This is a genomic window from Marinobacter sp. P4B1, from assembly GCF_001447135.1.
GTDB lineage: Bacteria > Pseudomonadota > Gammaproteobacteria > Pseudomonadales > Oleiphilaceae > Marinobacter > Marinobacter vinifirmus.
Window position 1 is genome coordinate 115,226 of record NZ_LLXM01000005.1, and the last position, 25,997, is coordinate 141,222.

A 25,997-nucleotide genomic window follows, 5' to 3' on the forward strand; every position below is an offset into this window, starting at 1 on the left:
ATGCTGACCAATTCGGACATCGAAGCGCTGGAAGACATCCTCTTCGCCGAGCCCTGGGGCGACGACGCCCTGGACTTCTTCGGACTGCACGGGGTGGTATGCGCCAGCGTCGTTGGCCCGGTCAGCCTCGGGGCGGAAGATATCTTCCGCCTTGCCACCGGCGCAGATAACCTGCCCGATGGCGGGGTACCCGAGATCTTCGCTCACTGCGTGAACGAACTCTCCAGGGAAATGGCCCACCTGCTGGATATGGGCCAGTCACTGGAACTCCCGGAGCCGGAAGACGGCGACCCCATGAACGCACTGGAAAACTGGTGCGCAGGGTTCGTAGACACCTTCCTGGATCACGAGGAAGAATGGCTCGAAGCCGCCGGTGAAGAAGAAGTGGCAGACCTGATGGTGCCCATGCTGACACTGTCTGGCCTGTTCGACGATGAAGACTTCCAGAAAGTCCGCAACGACGAGAAACTGGCCAGCCGGATGGCAGAAGCCATCCCGGATTCACTGACCGACTTGTACCTGCTGTTCCACGCGCCGGATTAAACCCCGGCGCTGACCGGCTGCTTGAAATGATGCCAGACGGGCTCCAGCCCCTCTGGCATTTTTGTTATCTTGCCCAGCTCGCACCAGGGCGCACCGGGAAAGTGGAAATCACTGCCCTGCGATGCCAGCAGCTTCTCCCGCCTGGCCAGTTCCGCCACAAAGCCCAGATCACCACTGGACTGCCCGGAAACAGACACCTCGATACCTCGCCCCCCGGCTCTTCGGAAATCCGCCGTCAGCTCCCGCAACTTGGTCGCGGTCAGCTTGTACTTGCGGGGATGCGCCAGCACAGAGATCCCCCCGGCCCGCTCAATCCAGCCAACCACCTCGTCCAGTTCCGGCCAGCAGGCTTTCACATCACCCGGCTTGCCGGTACCCAGATAGCGCTTGAAGGCGGCATCCATTCGGGAGACCACACCCTCATCAATCAGCACCCGGGCAAAGTGGGGGCGGCCCGGAACATCCCCACCGGCATGGGCGGTGGCCTTTTCCAGTAATCCATCCACTTTCAGCTTGGACAGCTTGTCGGCGATCAACCGGGCACGCTGCCAGCGGTTGTCATGCTGGCGCGCCAGCGCTGCCAGGAAGTCGGCATCCTCGTGATCAAAATCCAGCCCGACGATATGAATGGTCTGGCTGCGCCATACGCAGGACAGCTCAGTGCCGTTAACCAGTGTCATCCCGTGCCCTGCAGCCGCCTGTCGCGCCGGCTCCAGGCCGTTGATCGTATCGTGGTCAGTCAGGGCCAGGTGGGTAACGCCCTGCTCTGCCGCGCGCTGAACCAGCTCCTCGGGAGCCAGCGCGCCATCCGACGCGGTGCTGTGGCAATGCAGGTCGATGCATGGAGTCTGGTGTTGGGGTATAGTCACGGGCATTCCTGTCATAAAACGTGGCCACAGTGTATCAGCCTTGGCCTGCGGGCCGTTACCCCGGCCCACGATAACCGGAGCACCCATGTATTACGCCATTATCAGTGAAGACATCCCGGACAGCCTGGCCCTGCGCAAACAGGCGCGCCCGGCCCACCTGGCCCGGCTTGAAGACCTCAAAAACCAGGGCCGCCTGCTGGTTGCCGGCCCGCACCCGGCCATCGACTCACCGGAACCGGGCGATTCCGGCTTTACCGGCAGCCTGGTAATTGCCGAGTTTGAATCCCTTGAGCAGGCACAGGCCTGGGCCGATGCTGACCCTTATGTGGATGCTGGTGTTTACAAGGAAGTGAAAGTGAAGCCCTACAAGGTCGCCCTGCCCTGAGCAGCATGAGCGGATTGTAACCCTCGGGCGCTTTTGAACCACGGCCATCCTGTGACAAAATTGGCGCCTTGATTTTCAGGCAAACTAAAGCAACAACCGTCAAACTCAGGGAAACCCGCCCGTGACACCGTTTCGTTTATTTCTCAGCTTACTGCTTATCATCAGCTCGGTTGCCGTGGCCCAGGCCCGAACGGTTTGGGTAGACGACAAAGTTTACCTGCCGGTCCGCACCGGCGCCGGCTCCCAGTTCCGCATTATCGAGAACGCAGTCAGCGGCACCCGCATGGAAGTGCTCGAAACCGGAGACGGCTACACCCGGGTACGCACCTCCAAGGGTAACGAAGGCTGGGTAGCCAGCCAGTATCTGAGCAACCAGCCCATCGCAGAAGACCGTCTGCAACAGGCAACCCGAGACCTTGAAACCGCCCGGACAGAACTGGCCCAGGCCCGGGAGCAGCTCAATGCCGTTACCTCCGAGCGCGACGAACTGGAGAGTGCCGAAAGCAACCTGTCCAGCCGGTCCCGGCAACTGCAGACAGAACTGGAGCGCATCAAGAACATCGCCGCCGACTCCATCAACCTGGAGCGCCGCAACCGCGAGCTGCTGGAAGACAACCAGAAACTGCGTAACGACCTGGAAGTACTGACCGCAGAAAACGAGCGCTTGGAAGCCGGCAAAGAATCCGACTTCATGCTGCTGGGCGCAGGCCTGGTGTTTGCCGGCGTGCTGCTGGCACTTCTGGTGCCCATGCTCAAGCCTACCCGCAAGACCGACAACTGGGCCTGATCACCGGCCCTTCAAGTTCCAGTCCTGCAAACAAAAACGGCGGCCCATCTGGCCGCCGTTTTTGGTTTTGCTTCCTGCCCCGGAATTACACCAGGGGCTTCTCGGAAACAATGATGCCGTTGTTATCGGCATAGACATACTGCCCCGGGTGGAACGTCACCCCGTGGAAGGTCACCGGAATGTTCAGGTCACCAATGCCACGCTTCTCGGTCTTGCGCGGAATGGTACCCAGCGCCTGAACACCCAGATGGGTCTTGCCGATCTCGTCTACATCGCGGATGCAGCCATAGATAACCAGCCCGGCCCAGCCGTTCTCAGCGGCTTTCTCGGCCAGCATATCGCCCAGCAGCGCATTCCGCTTTGAGCCGCCACCGTCAACCACCATCACCCGGCCGTTGCCCGGCAGGCCAACCTGCTCTTTTACGATGGAGTTATCTTCGAAGCACTTAACCGTTACGATTTCGCCGCCAAACTGACGAACACCACCGTAGTTGTTGAAGCCGGCTTCCACCACCTGTACTTCCGGAAACTCGTCGCACAGATCCGGCGTAATAATATTGCTCACCTTGCTACTCTCCTTTTCCGAAGGTTCGTAATCAGTCAATCTTTTCGTCGGCCAGGAAGAACCAGGTATCCAGTACAGAATCCGGGTTCAGGGATACCGTATCGATACCCTCGTCCATCAGCCACTTGGCCAGGTCCGGATGATCCGACGGGCCCTGACCACAGATACCGATGTACTTGCCGGCCTTCTTGCAGGCCTGGATAGCGTTGGACAGGAGGATCTTCACCGCGTCGTTCCGCTCATCGAACAGGTGGGCAATGATGCCGGAATCCCGGTCCAGGCCCAGGGTCAGCTGGGTCAGGTCGTTGGAACCGATGGAGAAGCCATCGAAGTGCTCCAGGAACTGGTCCGCCAGCAGCGCGTTGGCCGGCAGCTCGCACATCATGATCACCCGCAGGCCGTTCTCGCCGCGCTTCAGGCCATTCTCGGCCAGCAGGTTCACCACCTGCTCGGCTTCGCCCACCGTACGCACAAACGGAACCATCACTTCCACGTTGGTGAGGCCCATCTCGTTGCGCACCTTTTTCAGGGCACGGCATTCCAGCTCGAAACAGTCACGGAAGGTTTCGGAAATATAGCGGGACGCACCACGGAAGCCCAGCATCGGGTTCTCTTCGTCCGGCTCGTACAAAGTACCGCCAATCAGGTTGGCGTACTCGTTGGATTTGAAGTCAGACAGGCGAACAATCACCTTCTTGGGCGCAAAGGCTGCGGCCAGGGTGGAAATACCCTCAACCAGCTTGTCCACGTAGAAGTCCACCGGCGAGGTGTAGCCGGCAATGCGTTTGTCTACGGTCTGCTTGATATCCCGCGGCAGGTTGTCGTAGTTCAGCAGTGCTTTCGGGTGCACGCCGATCATCCGGTTGATGATGAACTCGAGGCGGGCCAGGCCCACACCTTCGTTCGGCAGCGCCTGGAAATCAAAGGCACGGTCCGGGTTGCCCACGTTCATCATGATCTTGAACGGAATGTTGGGCATGGAATCGACGGTGTTCTCACGCAGTTCGAAGTCCAGCGCACCCTCGTAGATCATGCCGGTGTCGCCTTCGGCGCAGGACACAGTCACTTCCTGGCCATCGTTCAGCAGCTCGGTGGCATCACCACAGCCGACTACCGCCGGGATACCCAGCTCACGGGCAATGATCGCCGCGTGGCAGGTACGGCCGCCACGGTCTGTCACAATGGCAGACGCACGCTTCATGACCGGCTCCCAGTCCGGGTCCGTCATGTCTGTTACCAGCACGTCGCCGGGCTGCACACGGTCCATCTCGTTAATGCTGGTGATAATCTTCACCGGGCCACTGCCGATCTTGTGGCCGATACTGCGGCCTTCCACCAGCACCTTGCCGGTTTCTTTCAGCAGGTAGCGCTCCATTACGTTGGCAGACGCACGGCTCTTGACGGTTTCAGGGCGGGCCTGAACGATGTAGATCTTGCCGTCATCGCCGTCTTTGGCCCACTCAATGTCCATCGGGCGCTGGTAGTGCTTTTCGATGATCATGGCTTGCTTGGCCAGTTCTTCTACTTCCGCGTCGGTGATGGAGAAGCTGTTGCGCTCGTCGTGGTCTACCTTCACGGTCTCCACAAACTTACCTTCGCCCGGCTCGGAATGGTAAACCATCTTGATGGCCTTGCTGCCCAGGTTACGGCGCAGCACAGACGGACGGCCCGCTTCCAGGGTCGGCTTGTGTACATAGAATTCGTCAGGGTTTACCGCGCCCTGTACCACTGTCTCGCCCAGGCCATAGGAAGAGGTGATAAACACCACGTCACGGAAACCGGATTCAGTATCCAGGGTAAACATTACACCGCTGGAAGCGGTTTCACTGCGCACCATTTTCTGGATACCGGCAGACAGCGCCACCAGCTTGTGGTCAAAGCCGTGGTGAACCCGGTAGGAAATCGCACGGTCGTTGAACAGGGAGGCAAATACTTCTTTGACAGAAACACGAACCTGCTCCAGGCCAACCACGTTCAGAAAGGTTTCCTGCTGGCCAGCGAAAGATGCATCCGGCAGGTCTTCGGCAGTCGCAGAAGAACGAACAGCAACCGCCATGGACTCATTGCCATCCCGGAGTTTCGCGTAGGCTTCTTTCAGGGCATTATCAAGAACGTCGGGGAACGGGGTGTCGATCACCCACTGGCGAATCTGTGCGCCAACCCGGGCCAGTTCGTTAACATCGTTAACGTCCAGGGCATCCAGGGCTTCATCAATGCGGTCTTTCAGGCCATCGGTGGCCAGGAATTCCCGGTAGGCGTGTGCAGTTGTTGCAAAACCGCCAGGAACGGTAACACCTGCATTGGCGAGATTACTGATCATTTCACCGAGGGAAGCGTTCTTGCCTCCAACACGGTCAACATCGGACATTCCCAGGTGGTCAAACCAGATAATGTAATCTTCCAAAGCGTGGTCTCCCTTGAGTCTGTGTGGCGCGGAGTCTCGAATATGGCGGCTATGATACTGTAAGCTGCGGGAATTACCTAGGGACTAGCCTAAAACTGAACGGAAAGAAATCATGAAAAGAACGGCTTTTTTTATCTCGGACGGCACAGGGCTGACCGCCGAAGCACTGGGCCACGCGCTGTTGGCACAGTTTGAAAAAATCGATTTCGAACGGGTAACCGTGCCCTATATTGATGACGAAGACAAAGCCCGCGAGATGGTCATCCGCATCAACAAGGCCGCTGAAGTGGATGGCGAACGGCCCCTGGTGTTCGACACCATTGTGAACAGTACCATCCGCGAGATTATCAGCGATGCTGAAGGCTTCATGATCGATATCTTCGGCACCTTCCTGAGCCCGCTGGAGCAGGAACTGAGTTCGTCGTCGTCTTACTCGGTGGGCAAGTCCCACTCCATCAACAACGAAGGCAGCTACGAGCGGCGCATCCATGCGGTCAACTTTGCACTGGATAACGACGACGGCGCACGTACCCGCCACTACGACGAAGCAGACCTGATCCTGGTGGGCGCGTCCCGCAGTGGCAAAACACCTACCTGCCTGTACCTGGCCCTGCAGTACGGCATCAAGGCCGCCAACTATCCGATCACCGAAGAAGACCTGGACGACCAGAAAATGCCGGCGGCCCTGCGGCCCCATAAAGAAAAGCTGTTCGGCCTGACCATCGACCCGGACCGCCTGGCCACCATCCGTAACGAACGGCGGCCCAATTCCCGGTACTCGTCCATCCAGCAGTGCATGCACGAAATCGAAGAAATCGAGCTGATGTACAAGCGGGAACGCATCCCCTACCTGAACACCACAGCCTACTCGGTGGAAGAGATTTCAACCCGGATTATGGTAACCACCGGGTTGAAACGTCACCGTTAAAGCTCCTGGATAGCCAGCCCCAGCCCTTCGGCAACTTCCCGGTTGTCCGGGCTGGTGACTACCGCCACGCTGGCGTTTTCCGGCTTCAGCCAGGTGTCTGCCACCCGGCGCAGCTCATCCATTGTCACGCCCAGCACCCGTTCCCGGAACCGGGCGCGCTGCTCTGGTGACCGGCCAAACAAGCCATTATGGAACGCATGGCGGGCAGCGCCGGCCGGAGAACGGGGCCGGTCAAGCTGGCCGATCACGCCCAGAATAGCTTCTTCCAGGGATTGGTGATCATGCTGTTCGGTGCGCAGCCACTCGAGCGCCGCATCGAAATCGTCCAGGGTTTCCGCCAGGCGTGGATCGCGGTACGAGAAGAACCGGAACACACCATTCACACTGTCCTGCCCGGAACCACCACCGTAGGCGCCGCCCTTCTCACGGATAGCCCGGTGCAGGTAACCGTTACGCAGGAAACCACCCAGTACCGTCAGCGCTGCTGCATCCGGATGGTCCACAGCAACAGTGCTGTAGGCCTTGGCGCAGAAGTTCACCTGGGTAGAGGTCAGCCAGGCTTCGCGGGTGTTGTAGTTCACCGGCTCCATGCTCCAGCTTTCGCTGGTTTCACCGCTGTCGTTCTGCCAGCAGGCTTTCAGCTCGTCCAGCATGGGCGCCAGCTGGCCATCTTCGCCAATCAGCAGGAACTGGCGGCCCTGGTTGCGAATCTTGTCGTGAAGCGCGGCCAGGCTGGCACAGAAATCCTTCAGGGCCTGTTCGTCTTTCAGGGACTTGTCCAGGGCCTTGGTGCCCCGAATCCCTTCCAGGCCACCCAACCGGAACGTCAGCCAGGCGCCGGCGCTCAGACCCTGGGCGGCAGCACCCATCGCCAGTGCGTGGCCACTGCCGGTTACCGCCTGTTCGCGGCGGGCACGGGCCTGGGCCACGATTTCGCGAATGCGATCGTGCTCGTCAAACCGCACACCGGTATACACATCTTTCAGCAGACGGGTCAGCGCCGCACTGTTGCGGGCCAGTGCCTTGCCGCTGAAGATCAGGTAGCCGGACATAGCCTGTACATCGTCAATCCGGCCCTTGGCGGTAAAGGATGCGCCAATGCCGCCGGATTCTGCGGAAATACGATCCTGCATCTGCAGGTAATCCAGGTCGCCACAACCCAGCTCGGAAATCAGGGTGGTGTAGTAAGGCAACAGCAGCAGTTCGTCTTTGCTCAGGGCCGGAAGTGGCAGGACTACCTGCTGGTACACCAGGCCGTTGGTGCCGCGGGCATACACCGTAGCGCCAATTTCAGCATCGTAACTGCCGACTGGCTCCGGCATCTGCAGGGGCACATCGTCCAGCCCTACCTTCGGCAGAATGGAATCGTCGTCTTTGCGCAGCTGGCGCTCTTCCAGCGCCTGTGCCCGCTCGACAATCTGCTGCACTTCCTCTTCGCTCAGGCTGGCCTTGCGCTTGGCCAGGGTTTCCCGGATCGCCTTCTGGTGCTGGCTTTCCAGGTTTTCGTCCGGGCGCAGGGTCAGGGTTACCCGGTGCGGGTTATCCAACAGTTTGCGACGAATCAGGCCTGGCACGTAGTCCGGGTCTTTGATCTTTTCACGCAGGGTAGCCAGTACCGGCTCAAGGTCCAGCAGCTCCACCGGATCCCCGCCGTGCACCATGGGTGAAATCGCGTGCATGATCAGCTGCAAACCATAGGGGAAGCTGTCGCCGGCGATCTCCCGCTGATGCAGTTCCAACTGGTGCAGAATGGCTTCCAGCCGCTCCTGGCTGATGCCTTCGTCGACCACCTTCTGCAAGGTGGACTCCACCAGCTGCTCCAGCTCGGCACGGCGTTCCGGCTCACTACCTTCAATACCGCACACAAAGGTCATTTCCCGGTTGGAATCTTCCAGCCCGCACATGGGCGATGGCGCGTGGCCCAGATCGGTGGTTTCCAGTGCCCGCATCAGCGGTGATGCACTGTTTTCCAGCAAGACGGAAGACAGCAGCTGGCCTTCAAGGTTTTCCTGCAGGTCAAAGCTGTGGCCCAGCAACCAGCCCATCACAATGTGGGTTTTGTTCTCGGTGCCTTCGCCGTCATTCACCGCATAGCCCTGCTCTACCCGCATAGGGGCGAACATGCGCTTTTCGTCCCGCACCGGCAGCTCGATATCCAGCTTGTCGAACCGCTTCAGGGCCTGCTCTTCGAACTTCTCGTGGTGCTCGTGCGCGGGAATATTGCCGTAGGTGGCAAAAATCGCGTTGCTCGGGTGGTAGTGGTGCTTGTAGAACTTCACCAGGTCATCGTAGCTGAGGTCTACGATGTGGTCCGGCTCACCGCCACTGTTGTAGTGGTAGGTGGTGGTCGGGAACAGGTGGCTGGTCAGGTTCTGCCACAGCTGGGAAGTGGGCGCACTCATGGCCCCTTTCATTTCGTTATAGACCACGCCCCGGTACACCAGGTCGCTGGAAGGGTCATCCGGCTTGTCGAACTCCAGGCGATGGCCTTCCTGGGCAAAGTCCAGCGGGTCCAGCTTGGAGAAGAATACCGAATCCAGGTACACCGACAACAGGTTGTCGAAGTCCTTGCGGTTCATGCTGGCGAACGGGTAGGCAGTCCAGTCGCTGCTGGTAAAGGCGTTCATAAAGGTGTTCAGGGAACGCCGGATCATCATGAAAAACGGGTCGCGAACGGGATAACGCTCACTGCCGCACAGTGCCGTATGCTCGAGAATGTGCGCAACACCGGTGGAGTCCATCGGGAAGGTACGCAGGGCCACGAAAAACACGTTCTCGTCGTTATCTGCCGCCAGGTGAAGATGGCGGGCACCGGTTTTCTTGTGGCGATACTCCTCAACCTCCAGGTTAAGGGTGCCAATCCGGTGACTGCGAATTTTCTCGAAAGCCGGATGGATTGCGTTGTCTGTCGCTGCAGCCATTAAAACGATCCTGTGTATTGAACAATTGGAGAATTACAGGGTAACACGTACTATCGGATATGATGCACGGAACGGACTCAACAAGGTAGCCTGCCGATTTATGACAGACCATACCCAGAAGCACATAGACTCTCCTGAAGTAGCCGCCTGGTGGGCCGAACGCCGCCGGTACCTGGAGCAGATCCGCAAAACACCGGAACTCAGACAGCAGTTTCGCAAGGAAGTTACCCTCTACCTGCTACGCCGCGCCCTGTGGTGTTACGGCTTCTTCCCCTTGGTGATCGCCTTCTGGCTGCCCTTTGTACTGTCCAGTTTTAACCCGGTGGTGATGGCCAACAGCCTGATCCCCATGCTGCAGGAGTTCGTTGCCTCCAACCCGGAACAACAGGCCACCACCCTGAGTACCCTGACCATCGCCTGGCTGTCCATCGGCAGCTTTTTCCTGGTGTTCGACTTCGTTCTGACCCCGTTCCGGTCACCCTATGAATATGAAGCCGATGTATACATGAAGGCGTGGGAGCAGGTTAACCATGACCCGCTTCCGGACAAAGTGTGATTTGGCCAGCATTCTGACCAACTGCAGGCGGTTTCTGTTACATAACGTTGCACACAGTGGTTAAGATGAAACCATAACAAAAGCATCCGGAACGTATGGATCACGAGGTTTCATCATGGTCGATTTCAGACCACTGCTGTTCATCAACGCGCTTGCCCTAATGCTGCTGGTTACCGCCGGATTTGCCTCGGTACGCAAAGACATCACCCTGCCCGTAGTCCAGGCGCCCGAGGTGGAAGCCGCCATTGCCAAAGCCAGTGCAGAGCCCGGCCCGGAGCCCGCCGAAACCCCGGAACCGGTCTTTGCCGATGCAGAACCCGAACCTGAGCCCGAACCAGAGCCTGCCCCACAGGTTCAACCCGAGCCGGCCCCGGAACCCGAACAGCCCCTGATTGCCGAACCCTTCTCGGTTGAACCCATGCCCGAAGAGCCGGAAATGCTTGCCATGGCCGAGCCCGTGGCTGCTATCTCAGCCCCGGCTGCCAGGCCGGCACCAAAGGCCGAACCCGAAACTGCCTCCAAACCTGCCCCGGAACCCGAACCGGCCACCACCGGCAAGCTGGTACTGCGCTCCAACGTGGTGGGCGATGTGGTCACCATTAACGGCCGCAACTATGGCGCCACCCGCCTGGACCTGGAACTGGACCCCGGCCGTTACGACGTCACCATTGCCAAGCCCGGCTACCAGCCCTGGACCAATTCGGTGGCCCTGAAAGCCGGCCAGCAGATGACCCTGGTTGGCCAGCTCGAAGAACTCACCCGCGTAGAATTCCGCAACGGCCAGTGGCTGGGCGGTGTTAAAACCGGCGATGGCACTTACGAAGACGATACCGGTCTGCGTTACGAAGGCCACTTTATCGATGGCAAGTTCCACGGTGAAGGCACCGCCTGGTATCCGGATGGCAGCCGCTACAACGGCCTTTTCGAACGCAACGAATTCCATGGCAAGGGCACCCTGGCCCGGGCCAACGGCGACACCCTGACCGGCAACTGGGCCCAGGGCAACCTGCACGGCCAGGGCTCCCTGACCACCACCGGAGGCATGCTTTATGTGGGCGGCTTCCGCAATGGCGAGTTCCACGGCCAGGGCGCACTCACCTACCCCGATGGCCGCACCTATGAAGGCGAATTCTCCAATGGCGAATTCCACGGCCAGGGCACAGAAATTTTTGCAGACGGGAAGAAGTACGATGGGCAATACATGGAAGGAAAATTCCATGGCAAGGGGCTGCTGCGCAACCCCAACGGCAGCTCCATCGAAGCCACTTTCCGCCACGGTGAACCCTACGGACAGGTTCGCCTGACAACCGCAGCCGGCGAAATATTTACCGCCCGCTCAACGGAACCCGGTGTGTGTTATCGGGAAAAAAGCTATCGGGCCACCCAGTGCCCGCAACTGGAAGGCTGGTAATCAAAAACCCGGTCGCAGCACCCACGCGTCAGCAGTAACAGGTTGAGGAAGTGACATGCCAATCAAGAATGCTCTGCTTGTGGACGACTCCAAGGTAGCCCGGTTTGCCCTCAGCAAACTGCTCGAGAGTCGTGACATGGAAGTGAACATGGCAAGCTCTGCCGAGGAAGCCCTGGACTTCCTGAAAAACAACGGCCGCCCGGATGTGATCTTTATGGATCACCTGATGCCCGGCATGAACGGCGTAGAGGCCACCAAGGCCATCAAGGGCAACCCGGACACCGCCGGCATTCCGATTATCATGTGCACCTCCAAGAAATCCTCCGATTTCACGGAAGAAGCCAGGAACTTCGGCATCTACAGCATCCTCACCAAGCCGCCCCAGACCGAGCGCCTGGAGCTCGCCCTGCAGGAGCTGGCCAACGACGTAGAGCACGGCACCCTGCCGGAGCCACCCGCCGAGATGGAATCCGCCGAGGTCGAGCCGAAATCCGAGATCAACCTGAACGGCCACGCCGGTGCCGATGTGGTGCCGCTGACCAGCGACCTGATCGAACAGATTTCCCGCTCGGCGGTTAAAACCCACATCAACAATCGCCTGCACGAGCTGCTGAGCGACCTGTTTGATGAACAGTACGACCACCTGAAACGGGCCCTGGACGACACCCGGAGCAAGCAGGAAGCCGAGCTGGAAGAACGCCTGAACGCGCTGTCTGCCATGGTAGACGAGCGCACCCGCAACCTGCGGGACGACGTAGCCGCCGAGGTGAACATCAACCTGGGCCGGGAACTGTCGGCCCTGAAGAAAGAACTCTCGAAAACCGCCGGCTTTACCCCCGATCACATGGCCGAGCTGAAAGACCACATCACCAATGTGCAGACCATCGACACCGAGTTCTGGCAAACCCTGCAGTCTGAAGCCATTCAGCAGGCCCACGAAATCTCCCGTGAAACCGCGGAAGACATCGCCCAGCGCACCATCGACCTGTACGTCTCGCAGCAGCGCTCCGCCAACTCCCGCATGTACACGCTGGGCCTGGCCGTGAGCCTCGGCATTTTCAGTGTGGGTATTGCCTGGCTGTCAGGACTGTTCGGCGTTTAACATCGCACGTACCTGACGCCAGTCGCCGGGGGTGTCGACATCCTGTTGCACCCCGGCAATCTCTACCCGTCCGGCTCCCGCACGGTTCAGGATAACACCCGCTCCGGCATCCCCTTCCAGCTGAAACACCTGCGGCCACAGGGCCCTCGGAATCCACGCCGGCACTCCCGTTCTGCGCCCGTAACTGGCACCCAGGGCTTTTGCCGGGTTATCCCGGGCCTGCCGGGCCAGCTGCTTCAGGCCGTCCACATCCAATAACGGCTGATCCCCCAACACCACAAACACGCCCAATACCCGCGGCCCCAGGGCGGCCACACCCGCCTTCAGGGATTCCGCCAGCCCGGCCTGCCAGTTGTCGCACACAATCCAGCTTGCCGGCTGCCTGTGGCAGCGAAAACGCACCAGCGGATATCCGGCACCGGCCACCACCGTGATCTGCGCCGACAACTGCCGGGCCTGGCCAATGGCGTTATCCAGCAACGTGCCCCGCCCCGGAACCCGCAACAACTGTTTGTAATGCCCCATACGGGAGGCACGGCCCGCCGCCAGCACCAATGCCGGAAACTGCTGATCGTGAGAACAAGGGTTGATAGTTAAGATGCCGGATTCCTTAATAGCGTGGATAGCTGCAGTAAACTGCTGAATCCCGCGATTTTTGCTAGAATTCCGCCACCATGCAACCAAATCAGCCGGACCATTCATGAACCACCTCTTTGTCGACAACCTCACCGTGATTGACTTCGCCTACCTGGACCCAAGCCGGGGCCTTGTGGGTGAAAGCTGGATTGCAGACGTGGTTCTGGGCGGCGAACTGGACGATCAGGGCATGGTGTTCGATTTCAGCCTGGTCAAACGCACCATCAAACGGGTGATCGACGAGCGGGTAGACCACCGCCTGGTGATCCCCCGTGGCTATGAAGGCCTGCACTGGGACGAAGAAACCCCGGACACCTTTATCTGGGACCTGACCGACGGCAGCCGCATCGAACACCGCTCACCGGATGAAGCCGTGGTGTGGCTGTCCTCAGACCGCGTAGTCCCCTCGGCCGTAGCCGCCCTGCTGGAAAAAGAACTGATGGCAGTACTGCCCGGCAACGTCACCTCTGTGGAAATCAACCTGCGGGAAGACGTGATTGAAGGCGCTTACTACCACTACGTACACGGCCTGAAGAAACACCTGGGCAACTGCCAGCGCATCGCCCACGGCCACCGCTCCCCCATCCGCATCGACCGCAACGGCCACCGGGACTACGACCTGGAAAACCGCTGGGCCAAACTGTGGAAGGATATCTACGTAGGCACCGAAGAAGACGTAACCCGCCGCTTTGTAGGCGACGACGGCGCGGCGTACATCACCTTCGAATACGAAGCCAACCAGGGCGAATTCGCCCTCACTCTGCCGGAAAGCCGCGTGTACATGCTGGATACCGACACCACCGTAGAGCTGATTGCCGCGTATATTGCCGACACGCTGAAAGCGGAGTTTCCGGAAGACGAGATTCGGGTGAAGGCTTATGAAGGCGTGGGCAAGGGAGCGATTGCTGCCCGCTAGGGATCAAAACTCTCCCCGGGGTCAGACTCCCCAACGGGGGTCTGACCCCTTTTAACTCGGAGAATCGGGAGAACTTCGGGGTCACTTCAGAACTGGGGGTCAGACCCCCGTTGGGGAGTCTGACCCCGGGGCAAATTCCAGGCACAAAAAAACCGCCCGAAGGCGGTTTTTTTGATGGCTATCCGGTGGACTAAACCGTCAAGCCGTATTGGCGTCCCCTAGGGGGTTCGAACCCCTGTTGCCGCCGTGAAAGGGCGGAGTCCTAGGCCACTAGACGAAGGGGACTAGAAATTGGTGGAGCCAAGCGGGATCGAACCGCTGACCTCAACACTGCCAGTGTTGCGCTCTCCCAGCTGAGCTATGGCCCCTCAACGGATGCGTATATTAAGGATCCGCCCCTAGGCCGTCAACACCCGATTTCGCTTTTTTTAAAGTTTTTTGAACATCCCTGTTCACATCGTTCAATTATCCGACAAACCGCTTATTAAATACCCAAAGCGGCGTATTCTTTCTCTACTTTCTTGGTTTCTTTCTTGGAGAAACCACCCATTACGTCCAGCGCGGTGCGCAAACGGGCGCGGGTCATGTCCGGGCCAAGCAGGGCCATGGAGTCCATTACCGACCAGGAATTGGGCGTTCCGGCAATGGCCACGAAGATCGAGAACATGAAATCCCCCATCTTCAGGTCCATGGCCTTGGCCAGGGCCTTGATGTCGGCAAAGATGGTTTCCTTACTCCAGTGGCGCTGGGCCTCCAGTTTCCACAGGGTGAACTGCAGCACCCGCTTGACCTGGGCTTCTTCCAGCTTGTTGTGGGCGAAGTCTTCCGGCTTCAGGTTCAGCATGCCGCTGAACATGAACTGAGCCATCGGAGCTACGTCAGAGAACACCTCTGCCCTGCCCTTGATGTGCGGCACCAGCGCTTGCAGGTCGTCACGGTTGAACCACCACTGGTGCATCCGCTCCATGAACTGTTCGTCGCTCAGCTCATCGCGAATCCACTGGCCGTTCAGCCAGCGCAGCTTCTCTACATCAAACACCGGGCCACCGAGAGACACACGCTGGATGTCGAAGTTCTCGATCATCTCATCCAGGGTGAACTTCTCGCGCTCGTCCGGCATGGACCAGCCCATGCGGCCCAGATAGTTGGTGACCGCCTCCGGCAAAAAGCCCATGCGCTCATAGAAGTTGATGCTGGTGGGGTTCTTGCGCTTCGACAGCTTGCTCTTGTCCGGGTTACGCAGCAGCGGCAGGTGGCAAAGCTCCGGCATGTCCCAGCCAAAGTACTGGTACAGCAGCTTGTGCTTGGGCGCAGAGTTGATCCACTCCTCACCCCGCAACACATGGGTAATGCCCATCAAGTGGTCATCCACCACGTTGGCCAGGTGGTAGGTAGGCATGCCGTCGGATTTCAGCAGGATCTGGCAATCCACCTGGGCCCAGTCGATTTCGATGGTGCCCCGGAGCATGTCCTGGATCTCGCACACACCTTCGTCCGGCACCTTCATGCGGATAACGTAAGACTCGCCGGCATCCAGGCGGCGCTTCACTTCGTCTGCCGGCAGCTCCAGGTCACCCTTGATACCCGGGTTCAGACCCTGGGCCTTGCGCTCTTCGCGGATGGCGTCCAGTTCTTCCGGGGTGCGGAAGCAATAGAAAGCATGGCCGGCAGTAACCAGGTCTTCTGCGTACTGGCCGTACATGTGCTTACGCTCAGACTGGCGATAAGGGCCGTGGGGGCCGCCCACATCGGGGCCTTCGTCCCAGTTCAGGCCCAGCCAGCGCAGGGCCTTGAGAATATCCTGCTCGGATTCCGCCGTGCTACGGGCCTGATCCGTGTCTTCAATGCGCAGAATGAACTGGCCACCGTGCTGGCGTGCAAAACACAGGTTGAACAAGGCCACGTAGGCGGTACCAACGTGTGGATCGCCAGTGGGCGACGGGGCAATTCGGGTGCGTACTGTCATGAAACCATCCTGAAAATAAGTGGCCGATTTATAAAGGGCGCATTATAGCGGCCATGGGGCGGTTTCGCATGATCGGCTTTGCACCAACTGCCGTTAATGTAATATTATAACGTTTCAGGACATCATCAGGATTCAGTACCATGAAACGCAGCACCCTCTCTCTCGCCCTTGGCATGGCCGCGGCCGTTACCGCCTTTCCGGCCTCGGCCGCCAACGTTGTTACCTCCATCAAGCCACTGGAACTGCTGGTAAAAGCCGTGGCCGGCGACAGCGTGCAGGTTTCAACCCTGGTACCTGCCGGCTCCAGCCCCCACAACTACACCATGAAACCCTCCCAGCGCCGAGCCCTGGAACAGGCGGATGCCATCTTCTGGGTTGGGCCGGAAATGGAAACCTTCCTCAGCCGCCTGCTCGGTGGCCATGAATTCGACGGCAGGGTGGTGGCCTTTACCGACGTGCCGGAAGGTGAAGACAATCATCACGAAGATGAACACAGCGGCCACGATCACCACGACGACCATGGCCACGACCACGGAGACGGCGAAGACCCGCACATCTGGACAGACCCGCAACTGGCCCTGGACATGGCACGGGACATCCACGCCAGACTGGTCACGCTGGAGGATATGAAGAAAGAAGAACTGGACGCCAACCTGGCCCGGTTCGAGCAAGACCTGAATGCGGCAGAACGGGACATCAAAGCCAGCCTGGCACCGCTTCACAGCATCAGCCTGTTTGCGTACCACAGCGCCTTTGAACGCTTTGCCGAACACTATGAACTGCAGCTGGATGGCGTGCTCACCCTGAACCCGGAGCTGTCCCCCGGCGCCCGGCATATTGCCGAAGTGCAGGACAAACTGCGCCAGGCCAACCAGCCGTGCCTACTGACCGAACCCCAGTTCAACCGCCAGTGGTGGCGTTCCATCACCGAAGGCCTGGACGTGACCTTCAGCACCTGGGACCCGCTGGCCACCGATATCGAATCGACCAGCGAAGGCTACATCCAGTTCCAGCAATCCATTGCGGACGCTGTACTGGAATGCCTACCAGAGCAGGCTCAGCATTAACGGAATGGTGACCATCGCCAGCAAGGTCTGCCCGCTGATGATACCCGCCATCAGCGGCGCATCACCGCCCAGCTGGCGTGCCAGGATGTAGGCCGAGGTGGCGGTAGGCAACGCTGCCAGCAACACCGCCACCTGCACCAACAAACCACTCAGCCCCAGCGCCCAGGCCAGCCCCACCACCATGGTGGGGAAGGCCAGCAGCTTCAACCCCGACGACACCAGGAACGGCGCCGAAGCACCCCGCAAGGCGCTCAACTGCAACCCTGCCCCCACCGTCATCAGCCCCATGGGCAGCGCCAGGTTGCTCAGGGGTGCCAGGATGCCCGCCAGTAGCGGATGGAAACCGATCTGGAACCAGCTCCAAAATACCCCCAGCACCGAGCCGACAATCAGCGGGTTGGTCACAATCGCCCGCAATACCTGAACCACGCTGACCTTGTCCTGCCCCGCCACCAGCGAGAACATCAGAATGCACAGCAGGTTCAGCAACGGCACCATAATGGCCACCGCGATGGCCGTCAGGGACAGCCCATCATCCCCCAGCAGCATTCCGCCCGCCGCCAGGCCCACATAGGAGTTAAAGCGAATAGCGCCCTGATACACCGAGGAAAACACCGGCCCGCTCCAGCGCCAGAACAGCTGAACCGCCACCAGCACCGCCGTCATCGCCAGCAGCATGGCCACAATCAGCAACGCGGTGTCGGCATAGGCCGAGGCCGGCAACCTGGCCTGCCCCAGCTTGAACACCAGCATGGCCGGGAAAAGGATGTAATAGGTGAACCGCTCCGCCTCGGGCCAGAAATCCCCGCCCGGGAAGTTCAGCCGCCGTAAAACATGGCCCAACATGATCAATACGAAAACCGGAAACAGGGCCTGTACAACTACCGGCATGCCATCATCCTTTTAACCGTTGCCATTTTGCTCTTTGGGGGTTAGATTCAGCCTATAGCATCCTATAACGGACTGATTCGAACAACGTGAACAGCCAGATTTCCTGTATTCACACATCCTCTTTGGCACTGCGGTCTTCCTCTGCGAACACCGGCAGGGCTGCTATCCGCCTCTGATTTCGCTGAATCCACCTTACAACCCTTCCGGATTCAGCGCTTAAAACCAAACATTGTTGAACCATTTTTCCGGAGATTTCTATGTCTGAATTACCCTCTATTACTGTTGCCGAAGAAGATTACAACCGCCTGAGCACCCTGCTCGAGCGCATGGCCGGCAAGTCCGACGTCGCCGACGGCCTGGAAGACGAACTCAGCCGCGCAGACCTCGTGCCCCTGGCCGAAATGCCCGAAGGCGTGGTCACCATGAACTCGCTGGTGCGCTTTGTGGATGAAGACGCCGGCAAAGAACACGAAATGATGCTGGTTTACCCCCACGAAGTGGGCGATGCAGACCACAAGGTGTCCATCCTGGCCCCGGCCGGTGCCGCCATGCTGGGCCTGAGCATCGGCGACAGCATCGAATGGCCCATGAAAGGCCGCAAGCCCATCCACCTGAAGGTGGTGAGCGTTACTCGCGGCGCATAAGCAATTTCCTTTACAAATGTCATAAATTGACATTTCTCCAAATGGCCAGCGGCCTCCGGTGTTAGCCTGAAAGCAAGCTAACGAGACCATCAGGAGGCCGTATGACCGAACAGCGCCACGAAGACTGGGACCCAAGAGCCGCCAGCGTACAGAAAGACCAGATCCGCGCGTACGACGACATGCGCGAACGCTGCCCCGTGGCCTGGAGCGACTACCAGCAATGGACGCTGTTCCGCCATGCAGACGTGATGGCCGTACTGGAAGACCACGACACCTTCAGCAACGCCGTGTCTGCCCACCTGTCCGTTCCCAACGGCATGGACCCGCCCGAGCACACCCCCTATCGCAAAGTGATCGAACCTTACTTCGCCCCGGAACCCATGGCCCGGTTCGAACCGGTTTGCCGTGAGATTGCCCGCGGGCTGGTGAGCCAGTTGGCCAAGGGTGAGGCCGTGGATGTGGTCGATGCCCTCAGCCGCCCCTTCGCCCTGCATATCCAGTGCGCCTTTATGGGCTGGCCTGAACGCCTGCACGAACCCCTGGCGGAATGGGTACGCAAGAACCACCGCGCCACCCTCGCCCGGGATCGGGACGCCATGGCCGCTGTGGCCCGGGAATTCGACGACTACATTACCGACATGCTTGAAACCCGCCGCCAGGCTGGCGACCAGGCGCCGGATGACGTCACCACCTCGCTGATGCGCGAACAGGTGAACGGCAAACCCATGACCGATGACGAACTGGTCAGCCTGATGCGCAACTGGACCGTGGGCGAACTGGCCACTATCTCGGCCTCCGTCTCCATACTGCTGAACTACCTGGCCCGGCACCCGGCCTTAATGGCCGACCTGAAAGCCGCACCGGAGCTGCTACCCGAAGCCATCGACGAAATCCTGCGCATGGACGCCCCGCTGATCTCCAACCGCCGGGTAACCACCCGCGAAGTCGAAATCGGCGGCCGCACCATTCCCGCCGGCGAGAAAATCACCCTCCTCTGGGCCTCCGCCAACCGGGACGAAGCCGAATTCGGCAACCCGGACAGCTACTGCCCACACCAGAACGCCAACAAAAACCTGCTCTACGGCGCCGGCATCCACGTATGCCCCGGCGCCCCCCTGGCCCGCATGGAGCTGCAGGTATTCATGGAAGAATTCCTGAAACAGATATCAGCCATAGACATCGCAAAAGACGAACAACCAGAACGCGCCATGTTCCCCACCGGCGGCTTCAACCACCTGCCCCTGATCTTCCATGGGGGTCAGACCCCCGGTACATTTTGACCCACCAAATGTATTCGGGGTCTGACCCCGAATACAAAAAAGCCGCGCCGGGTTTGGTACCGGGCGCGGCTTTTTTGATTGCGGGTGCTATCAGTCTTCGATGAACACCAGGCTCTCTTCGGAACCGGCTGCTTCCAGACGACCCAGCGGCTGAAGCTCCAGCCCCTGCTCGCGAGCCTTGGCTTCGAAGGCTTCGCGGCTGCTTTCCGCCACGCTCACCATCAGGCCGCCACTGGTTTGCGGATCGCAGAACAGCAGCTTGTCGGCCTCGGTCATGCCGGAGATGGCCTTGCCGAACGCTGCCGCGTTGCGGTGGGTACCGCCCGGAATGCAGTCGGCATCAATGTACGGCTGCAGGTTTGGCAGGGTCGGAATCGCCTTGCGGCTGACGGTAGCCTTCAGGCCACTGCCCCGGCAGATTTCCAGCAGGTGGCCAGCCAGGCCGAAACCGGTTACGTCGGTCATCGCATTCACGCCATCAATCTGTGCGAACACCTCGCCCACCTTGTTCAGGGTCGACATGTTCTGCACCGCGACGGCCAGGTCTTCCGGCGTTACCTTGCCCTTCTTGGAGGCACTGGTCAGAATGCCCACGCCCAGCGGCTTGGTCAGATACAGCAGGTCACCCGCCTTGGCGGTGTCGTTGCGGATAATGCGGTCTACCGCCACCTGGCCAGTCACCGCCAGCCCAAAAATCGGCTCTGGCGAATCAATACTGTGGCCACCGGCCAGTGCAATGCCTGCCTCGGCGCACACGGCACGGCCGCCATCAATCACCTGCGCGGCAATCTCCGGCGCCAGCTCATTCACCGGCCAGCCCAGAATCGCAATCGCCATCACCGGCTTGCCGCCCATGGCGTACACATCACTGATGGCATTCGCCGCCGCAATCCGGCCGAAATCGTACGGATCATCCACCACCGGCATAAAGAAATCGGTGGTACTGATCACGCCAATCCCGTTACCGATATCCGCCACCGCGGCATCATCCCGGCTGCTGTTACCCACCAGCAGTTTCGGATCATGAAAATCCGGCATATCGGTGTGCAGAATCCGGTCCAGAACATCCGGCGCAATCTTGCAACCACAGCCCGCGCCGTGGCTGAATTCAGTCAACTTGATAGACAAAGCGTCATCCTTCTTTGGGTTGAAGCAACTTGGTTATCCTCTCAATACGCAACAGTCTACAATGCGGCCTACTCCCCGGCCAATAAAACCACCGGGGTCAGACCCCGAACTTTTTATCCCGACAAGAGGATAAATGGACTTTATCCCCTTCAGGGTATATGGTTGAGAAAATCCGCTTAAGGGGATAAGTGTGAGAATCACATCACCGGAAATGCTGGCGCAGGCATTGAAGAACATCAGGAAGGAACGTCAGCTCAGCCAGAGCGTGGTTGCTGATAACGTTGGCCTGAAGCAGGCGACCCTATCTGGCTTCGAGAACAAGCCGGAGGCGTCTCGGGTTGAAACGCTGTTCAAGCTGCTTACCTCCCTCGATCTGGAGCTGCACCTGAGCGAGCGCGATACAAAAAATGCCGAAGCTGGCTGGGACCAGGAGTGGTGAGATGTCACAACTGCTGGTAGCCCTCAACGGAATTGAGGTTGGCACTCTTGAAAAGGCTCGCTCCGGCGCGATGACTTTTCAGTACCTGAAAGAATGGGTAGACCGGCCGGGCGCGCGGGCTATCTCGTTGTCCTTGCCGCTCACACTTGCACCCTACAAGGGTGAAAAAGTCTATAACTTCTTCGACAACCTGCTGCCGGATTCCGATACCCTCCGAGCCCGCATGCAAGCTCGCTTTCGTGTTGCCAGCAGTCACCCCTTCGATCTCCTTGCCAGCGTGGGCAGAGACTGCATTGGGGCCAATCAGCTATACCCCAATGGCATGGTGCTGCCTGACGTTACACAAACCAGGGCCAGGCCGCTGAACAACCGGGACATCGAGAACCTTCTGGCAGGCTACCAGGATGCGCCGCTGGGTATGGCCAAAGATCACGATTTCCGCATATCACTGGCCGGCGCACAGGAGAAAACCGCACTGCTGTGGCACCAGAATCAATGGCAACTTCCTCTGGGGTCGACGCCCACCAGCCACATCTTCAAACTACCGATTGGTTTTCTCGAGCACAGCAACATTGATCTGCGCGAAAGCAGCGAGAACGAATGGCTCTGCCTTCAGATTCTCAAAGCCTTCGGCCTGCCAACCGCCAACGCAGACCTGGCGCGTTTCGGGAACCAAAGCATCTTGATTGTCGAACGTTTTGACCGGAAATGGTCAAGTGATCGTTCCTGGCTGATGCGTCTGCCCCAGGAAGACTTCTGCCAGGCACTGGGCATTTCGCCCGCGCTGAAATATGAAAGTGATGGCGGGCCAGGTCTTCGGCAATGCATGAAGATTCTTGAAGGCTCGCAGAATGCCAGCCAGGACCGGGACACGTTTTTCAAAACCCAGCTGGTGTTCTGGCTTCTGGCGGCCATCGACGGCCACGCCAAGAACTTCAGTCTGTTCCTTGAACCCGGCTCGGCCTACCGCATGACGCCACTGTACGACGTCATTTCAGCCTATCCGCTGATGGATCACGACAGCCTGGCACCCGCACGCGCTAAGATACTTCCCCGGCACTTCCTCTCAACAGCGAAGGCCATGGGCTTTTCGCCGACGCGGGCCGCCGCCATAATGGAAGAAACGGTGGCTCAAACCGAAGCCGTCATCGAATCCGTCAACGCACGGCTACCCAATGGATTTCCGGCGAAAGTAGCTGACCCGATTCTCACCGGCCTTCGAGCACAAGCCCAGAAAGTGGGGTCTGACCCCGATCATTTTATCCCTTTCAACGGATAAGCCGAATCTCCTCCGCACAAACAGGAACCACCATGAACCACAAAGGCCCCGCCACCCGCATCATCCACAACCGCCGCCACAAAGATCAGTTCGGCAGCCCCTACTCGCCGGTGTACAACACCACCACCTACCGGTTCGAGAACACCGCCGCGTTGCTGGATGTGATTGAAGGGCGCAGCGAAGGCAACCTGTACACGCGCTGGGGCACCAACCCGAGCATTCGTGAACTGGAACAGGGACTGGCCGGGCTGGAGCAGGCGGAAGCGGCGCTGGCGTTTGGCTCGGGTATGGCGGCGATTTCTGCAACGCTGCTGGCCCACGGTCGCAAGGGAATTGTCTGCGTGGGGGACCTTTACGGCGGCACCCAGGAATTGCTTAAAAATCACTGCATGGCCCTGGGCATTCCGGTCACCTTCCTGTTCCGTGAAGAACAGAACCGGCTGGCCGACGAACTGGGTGAACCGGGCAAGCTGGTGTATTTCGAAACCCCGGCCAACCCGAACATGGCCATTCTGGACATTCGCGCCATCGCAGAAACCGCCCACCAACACGGCGCCCTGGTGGCGGTAGACAACACCTTCGCCAGCCCCATCAACCAGCAACCGCTGGTACTGGGGGCAGATCTGGTACTGCACAGCGCCACCAAATACCTGAGCGGCCACAGCGACATCACCGCCGGCGCCCTGATGACCTCAGCCGAATTGGCCAAACCGGTTGCCGCCTGGCGCAAAAACCTGGGCCAGCTGATCGCCCCGGAAACCGCCGCCCTGCTCTCCCGCAGCCTGCGAACCCTGCCGGTGCGCATCCGTCAGCACAACGAAAACGCCATGGCGGTAGCTGAGGCCATGGAACAGCACCCGAAAATCACCAAAGTCCACTACCCCGGCCTGCCCTCCTTCGAAGGCCACGACCTGGCCCAACAGCAGATGACCGGCTTCGGCGGCATGCTCAGCATTGAAGTGGAAGGCGGCCAGCAAGCAGCTGAAAAAGTGGCAGATTCCCTGAAAATCTTCCTGCTCGCCACCAGCCTGGGCGGCGTAGAAAGCCTGGTCAGCCAACCGAGCGCAACCAGCCACCACGGCCTGAGCCACGAAGAACGCCTCAAACGCGGCATCGGCGACGGCATGCTGCGCCTGTCCGTAGGTCTGGAAGATGCCAAAGACCTGATCGCCGACCTCAACCAGGCCCTCTCCTGATTCGGGGTCAGACCCCCGATAAATTATCCTCCAGAGCGGATTTTTATCGGCGGGTCAGACCCGCCACCGATCACCGGCTAACCAAAAAATCCGCCAACCGGCGCGTCATAACCCCCGGCAACAACTTGTTGGTGAACCACAACCCCCGGGCCCGCCAGCCCGGGATCACCATAAAGCGCCGGGCATCAATGCCCTTTCGAATCTGCCGCACCGCATAATCCAGCGGCAGGGTGCCGGCCATCAGCTTCAGGGTTTCGGTCTCCTTTGGCCGGTTCAGCCGCTCGGCTTCCACCATCGGCGTTTCCACCTCTGGCGGGCACACCACGGTTACATCAATCCCCTTCTGCGCCAGCTCAATCCGCAACACCTCCGCCAGCCCAACCACCCCGTATTTCGAAGCGCAGTAAGCCGCATACCCGTAACAGCCCACCAGCCCGGCCATGGACGCAATCAGCACCAACTGCGAGCCGGATTTCAGATGCGGCAGCGCGCCCGCCACCACATTGCGGGAGCCAACCAGGTTAATGTTGATCACCCGGGCGTAGGTGTCGTCATCAATCGCCTCGAAATCCGCCGCCACACAAATGCCGGCGCAGTGAATCAACACATCGGGCTCAGCCTCCCGTGCGGCCTCTGCAAGCACCTCCCGCACCTGCTTCGGCCGGGTGACATCCATCGCAAACGCCCGCACCTTGTGCACCCCGGCCAGCGCCGAAAGCTCCGCCACCGCCTGCTCCGCCGGCTGCACATCAAACAAAGTTACCGCTGCGCCCGTGCGCACATAACTCCGTGCCAGCTGCAACCCGATACCACTGGCCCCGCCGGTAATAAACACCTGTCGACTCATAAAACCCAGACTCCGCTCATTGAACTTGTTATTCCGATAAACTTACCAACCCACCCCGCCACAAACCTTGGCCCAACCGACACACTGCGGGGGTCAGACCCCCGATACATTTGGCCACACGAAATGTACTGGGGGTCTGACCCCGAATTGGAGAAGAAACTATGAGTAACGCACTGACAGCCCTGTTTAACGTCGAGAAGCCCATCATCCAGGCGCCGATGGCGGGGGTTCAGGATTATCGGCTGGCGACGGCGGTTTCGAATGCCGGTGGGCTCGGGTCTTTGCCTTGTGCAATGCTGGGAACGGAGGCGTTGCGGGAGGAGCTTAAGGCGTTGAATGAAGCCACCAACAAGCCCTACAACCTGAACTTTTTTGCGCACACTCCACCCGAGCCCAACGAGCAGCAAGAAGCCAACTGGCGGCAGGCGCTGGCGCCCTATTACAAGGAATTCGACATCGATCCGGCCAGCATCACCGCCGGCCCGGGGCGTATGCCGTTTAATGAAGAATCCGCAGCGATTGTCGAAGCGTTCCGCCCCGCCGTGGTGAGTTTTCACTTTGGCCTGCCGAAGCCGGAGCTGCTGGAGCGCGTCAAAAAAGCCGGTGCGAAGGTGCTGTCCACTGCCACCACCGTAGACGAAGCCCTCTGGCTGGAACAGCACGGCGCCGATGCCATCATCGCCCAGGGCCTGGAAGCCGGCGGGCACCGGGGCATTTTCCTCAACACGGACATGACCACCCAGATGGGCACGTTCGCCCTGCTGCCGCAGATTGTGGCTGCAGTGAAGATTCCGGTAATCGCCGCCGGCGGCATTGCCACGGCCGCAGGTGTGCGGGCAGCCCTGGACCTGGGCGCCGTGGCTGCACAAATCGGCACCGCGTTCATGCTCTGCCCGGAAGCCACCACCAAGCCCCTGCATCGCGAGGCCCTGAAAAGCCCAGCGGCGCGGCATACAGCCATCACCAACCTGTTCTCCGGCGGCCCCGCGCGGGGCATTGTTAACCGGGTAATGCGGGAACTGGGCCCGGTTTGCGATCAGGCGCCGGTATTTCCCCTGGCAACGAATGCCATTGCACCGCTGCGAGCAGCCGGGGAAGCGGCTGGCACCGGGGATTTCTCACCATTGTGGTCCGGGCAGAATGCCAGCGGTTGTCGGGAGATTCCGGCGGGAGTCTTGGTAGAAGAACTGGCAGGCTAATGAACGGGGTCAGACCCCCAATACATTTCACCACTCGA

Annotated in this window: 24 protein-coding genes and 2 tRNA genes; 15 read left to right on the plus strand and 11 right to left on the minus strand. The window is 59.6% G+C overall.

Going from position 1 to position 25,997, the window contains the following annotated elements; all coding sequences use genetic code 11:
• On the plus strand, positions 1 to 543 hold the full coding sequence (locus AQ621_RS02300; protein WP_058340099.1) for a YecA/YgfB family protein: 543 nt from the start codon (positions 1 to 3) through the stop codon (positions 541 to 543).
• Here AQ621_RS02300 and AQ621_RS02305 read toward each other — a convergent pair.
• Positions 540 to 1,412: a PHP domain-containing protein gene (locus tag AQ621_RS02305; protein WP_082640883.1), complete on the minus strand. Its 873-nt coding sequence runs from the start codon at positions 1,410 to 1,412 to the stop codon at positions 540 to 542. The genes AQ621_RS02300 and AQ621_RS02305 overlap by 4 nt on opposite strands.
• Before the next feature lie 85 nt (positions 1,413 to 1,497).
• Here AQ621_RS02305 and AQ621_RS02310 point away from each other — a divergent pair, with 85 nt between their 5' ends.
• Entirely contained in the window at positions 1,498 to 1,797 is a 300-nt protein-coding gene (locus tag AQ621_RS02310; RefSeq protein WP_058340100.1) for a YciI family protein, read from the plus strand.
• Positions 1,798 to 1,918: 121 nt separating this feature from the next.
• Entirely contained in the window at positions 1,919 to 2,584 is a 666-nt protein-coding gene (locus AQ621_RS02315; protein WP_058340101.1) for a TIGR04211 family SH3 domain-containing protein, read from the plus strand.
• 85 nt (positions 2,585 to 2,669) lie between these two features.
• On the opposite strand, the gene rraA is transcribed toward AQ621_RS02315, so the two are convergent.
• Positions 2,670 to 3,149 carry a ribonuclease E activity regulator RraA gene (rraA, locus tag AQ621_RS02320; RefSeq protein WP_022988086.1) on the minus strand — a complete coding sequence of 160 codons (480 nt, stop codon included), beginning with the start codon at positions 3,147 to 3,149 and terminating at the stop codon, positions 2,670 to 2,672.
• Between the two features lie 31 nt (positions 3,150 to 3,180).
• Complete coding sequence (gene ppsA, locus AQ621_RS02325) at positions 3,181 to 5,553, minus strand: phosphoenolpyruvate synthase (RefSeq protein ID WP_022988087.1); 2,373 nt, start codon at positions 5,551 to 5,553, stop codon at positions 3,181 to 3,183.
• A gap of 112 nt (positions 5,554 to 5,665) precedes the next feature.
• On the opposite strand from ppsA, the gene AQ621_RS02330 reads away from it, so the two are divergent.
• Positions 5,666 to 6,481, plus strand: a complete 816-nt coding sequence (locus AQ621_RS02330; protein WP_058340102.1) for a posphoenolpyruvate synthetase regulatory kinase/phosphorylase PpsR — start codon at positions 5,666 to 5,668, stop codon at positions 6,479 to 6,481.
• On the opposite strand, the gene AQ621_RS02335 is transcribed toward AQ621_RS02330, so the two are convergent.
• Positions 6,478 to 9,402, minus strand: coding sequence for an insulinase family protein (locus tag AQ621_RS02335; protein WP_058340103.1), 2,925 nt, complete (start codon positions 9,400 to 9,402; stop codon positions 6,478 to 6,480). The genes AQ621_RS02330 and AQ621_RS02335 overlap by 4 nt on opposite strands.
• 100 nt (positions 9,403 to 9,502) lie before the next feature.
• Here AQ621_RS02335 and AQ621_RS02340 point away from each other — a divergent pair, with 100 nt between their 5' ends.
• From AQ621_RS02340 to AQ621_RS02350, 3 genes are all read left to right on the plus strand, one after another.
• Positions 9,503 to 9,958, plus strand: coding sequence for a hypothetical protein (locus AQ621_RS02340; protein ID WP_058340104.1), 456 nt, complete (start codon positions 9,503 to 9,505; stop codon positions 9,956 to 9,958).
• Between the two features lie 115 nt (positions 9,959 to 10,073).
• Complete coding sequence (locus AQ621_RS02345) at positions 10,074 to 11,369, plus strand: PEGA domain-containing protein (protein ID WP_058340105.1); 1,296 nt, start codon at positions 10,074 to 10,076, stop codon at positions 11,367 to 11,369.
• A 55-nt stretch (positions 11,370 to 11,424) separates the two neighbouring features.
• Entirely contained in the window at positions 11,425 to 12,471 is a 1,047-nt protein-coding gene (locus tag AQ621_RS02350) for a response regulator (protein ID WP_058340106.1), read from the plus strand.
• Here AQ621_RS02350 and AQ621_RS02355 read toward each other — a convergent pair.
• Positions 12,451 to 12,996 carry a nucleotidyltransferase family protein gene (locus AQ621_RS02355; RefSeq protein WP_058340436.1) on the minus strand — a complete coding sequence of 182 codons (546 nt, stop codon included), beginning with the start codon at positions 12,994 to 12,996 and terminating at the stop codon, positions 12,451 to 12,453. The genes AQ621_RS02350 and AQ621_RS02355 overlap by 21 nt on opposite strands.
• Positions 12,997 to 13,171: 175 nt before the next feature.
• On the opposite strand from AQ621_RS02355, the gene AQ621_RS02360 reads away from it, so the two are divergent.
• A complete protein-coding gene (locus AQ621_RS02360) occupies positions 13,172 to 14,023 on the plus strand; it encodes a 6-carboxytetrahydropterin synthase (protein WP_058340107.1) in 852 nt (283 codons plus the stop codon).
• A gap of 209 nt (positions 14,024 to 14,232) precedes the next feature.
• On the opposite strand, the gene AQ621_RS02365 is transcribed toward AQ621_RS02360, so the two are convergent.
• The 3 genes from AQ621_RS02365 to gltX form a co-directional block, all read right to left on the minus strand.
• Positions 14,233 to 14,308, minus strand: a tRNA-Glu gene (locus AQ621_RS02365).
• Between the two features lie 7 nt (positions 14,309 to 14,315).
• Positions 14,316 to 14,391 (minus strand) — tRNA-Ala (locus AQ621_RS02370).
• A gap of 116 nt (positions 14,392 to 14,507) precedes the next feature.
• Complete coding sequence (gene gltX / locus AQ621_RS02375; protein WP_058340108.1) at positions 14,508 to 15,989, minus strand: glutamate--tRNA ligase; 1,482 nt, start codon at positions 15,987 to 15,989, stop codon at positions 14,508 to 14,510.
• Between the two features lie 140 nt (positions 15,990 to 16,129).
• Between gltX and AQ621_RS02380 the strand changes: the two genes are divergently transcribed.
• On the plus strand, positions 16,130 to 17,056 hold the full coding sequence (locus tag AQ621_RS02380; RefSeq protein ID WP_058340109.1) for a zinc ABC transporter substrate-binding protein: 927 nt from the start codon (positions 16,130 to 16,132) through the stop codon (positions 17,054 to 17,056).
• Here AQ621_RS02380 and AQ621_RS02385 read toward each other — a convergent pair.
• Entirely contained in the window at positions 17,033 to 17,947 is a 915-nt protein-coding gene (locus tag AQ621_RS02385; RefSeq protein ID WP_058340110.1) for an AEC family transporter, read from the minus strand. The genes AQ621_RS02380 and AQ621_RS02385 overlap by 24 nt on opposite strands.
• A 257-nt stretch (positions 17,948 to 18,204) precedes the next feature.
• Here AQ621_RS02385 and rnk point away from each other — a divergent pair, with 257 nt between their 5' ends.
• Both rnk and AQ621_RS02395 read left to right on the plus strand, forming a co-directional pair.
• Positions 18,205 to 18,591 (plus strand): nucleoside diphosphate kinase regulator, encoded by a 387-nt coding sequence (gene rnk, locus AQ621_RS02390; RefSeq protein ID WP_022988098.1) that lies wholly within the window; start codon positions 18,205 to 18,207, stop codon positions 18,589 to 18,591.
• Between the two features lie 101 nt (positions 18,592 to 18,692).
• The gene (locus AQ621_RS02395) at positions 18,693 to 19,871 is read left to right on the plus strand and encodes a cytochrome P450 (protein ID WP_058340111.1); all 1,179 of its coding nucleotides are present in this window, start codon (positions 18,693 to 18,695) and stop codon (positions 19,869 to 19,871) included.
• Positions 19,872 to 19,961: 90 nt separating this feature from the next.
• Here the strand turns inward: AQ621_RS02395 and selD are convergent, their stop codons facing one another.
• Entirely contained in the window at positions 19,962 to 20,999 is a 1,038-nt protein-coding gene (gene selD, locus AQ621_RS02400; protein ID WP_058340112.1) for a selenide, water dikinase SelD, read from the minus strand.
• Positions 21,000 to 21,189: 190 nt separating this feature from the next.
• On the opposite strand from selD, the gene AQ621_RS02405 reads away from it, so the two are divergent.
• The 3 genes from AQ621_RS02405 to AQ621_RS02415 are packed head-to-tail and all read left to right on the plus strand — an operon-like array spanning position 21,190 to position 23,913.
• Complete coding sequence (locus tag AQ621_RS02405) at positions 21,190 to 21,438, plus strand: helix-turn-helix domain-containing protein (protein WP_058340113.1); 249 nt, start codon at positions 21,190 to 21,192, stop codon at positions 21,436 to 21,438.
• Position 21,439: 1 nt separating this feature from the next.
• Positions 21,440 to 22,717 (plus strand): type II toxin-antitoxin system HipA family toxin, encoded by a 1,278-nt coding sequence (locus AQ621_RS02410; protein WP_058340114.1) that lies wholly within the window; start codon positions 21,440 to 21,442, stop codon positions 22,715 to 22,717.
• Positions 22,718 to 22,749: 32 nt separating this feature from the next.
• Entirely contained in the window at positions 22,750 to 23,913 is a 1,164-nt protein-coding gene (locus tag AQ621_RS02415; RefSeq protein WP_058340115.1) for a trans-sulfuration enzyme family protein, read from the plus strand.
• A 70-nt stretch (positions 23,914 to 23,983) separates the two neighbouring features.
• On the opposite strand, the gene AQ621_RS02420 is transcribed toward AQ621_RS02415, so the two are convergent.
• Positions 23,984 to 24,760 carry an SDR family oxidoreductase gene (locus AQ621_RS02420; protein ID WP_058340116.1) on the minus strand — a complete coding sequence of 259 codons (777 nt, stop codon included), beginning with the start codon at positions 24,758 to 24,760 and terminating at the stop codon, positions 23,984 to 23,986.
• A 161-nt stretch (positions 24,761 to 24,921) separates the two neighbouring features.
• Here AQ621_RS02420 and AQ621_RS02425 point away from each other — a divergent pair, with 161 nt between their 5' ends.
• Positions 24,922 to 25,959, plus strand: coding sequence for an NAD(P)H-dependent flavin oxidoreductase (locus tag AQ621_RS02425; RefSeq protein WP_058340117.1), 1,038 nt, complete (start codon positions 24,922 to 24,924; stop codon positions 25,957 to 25,959).
• Positions 25,960 to 25,997: the final 38 nt, after the last annotated feature.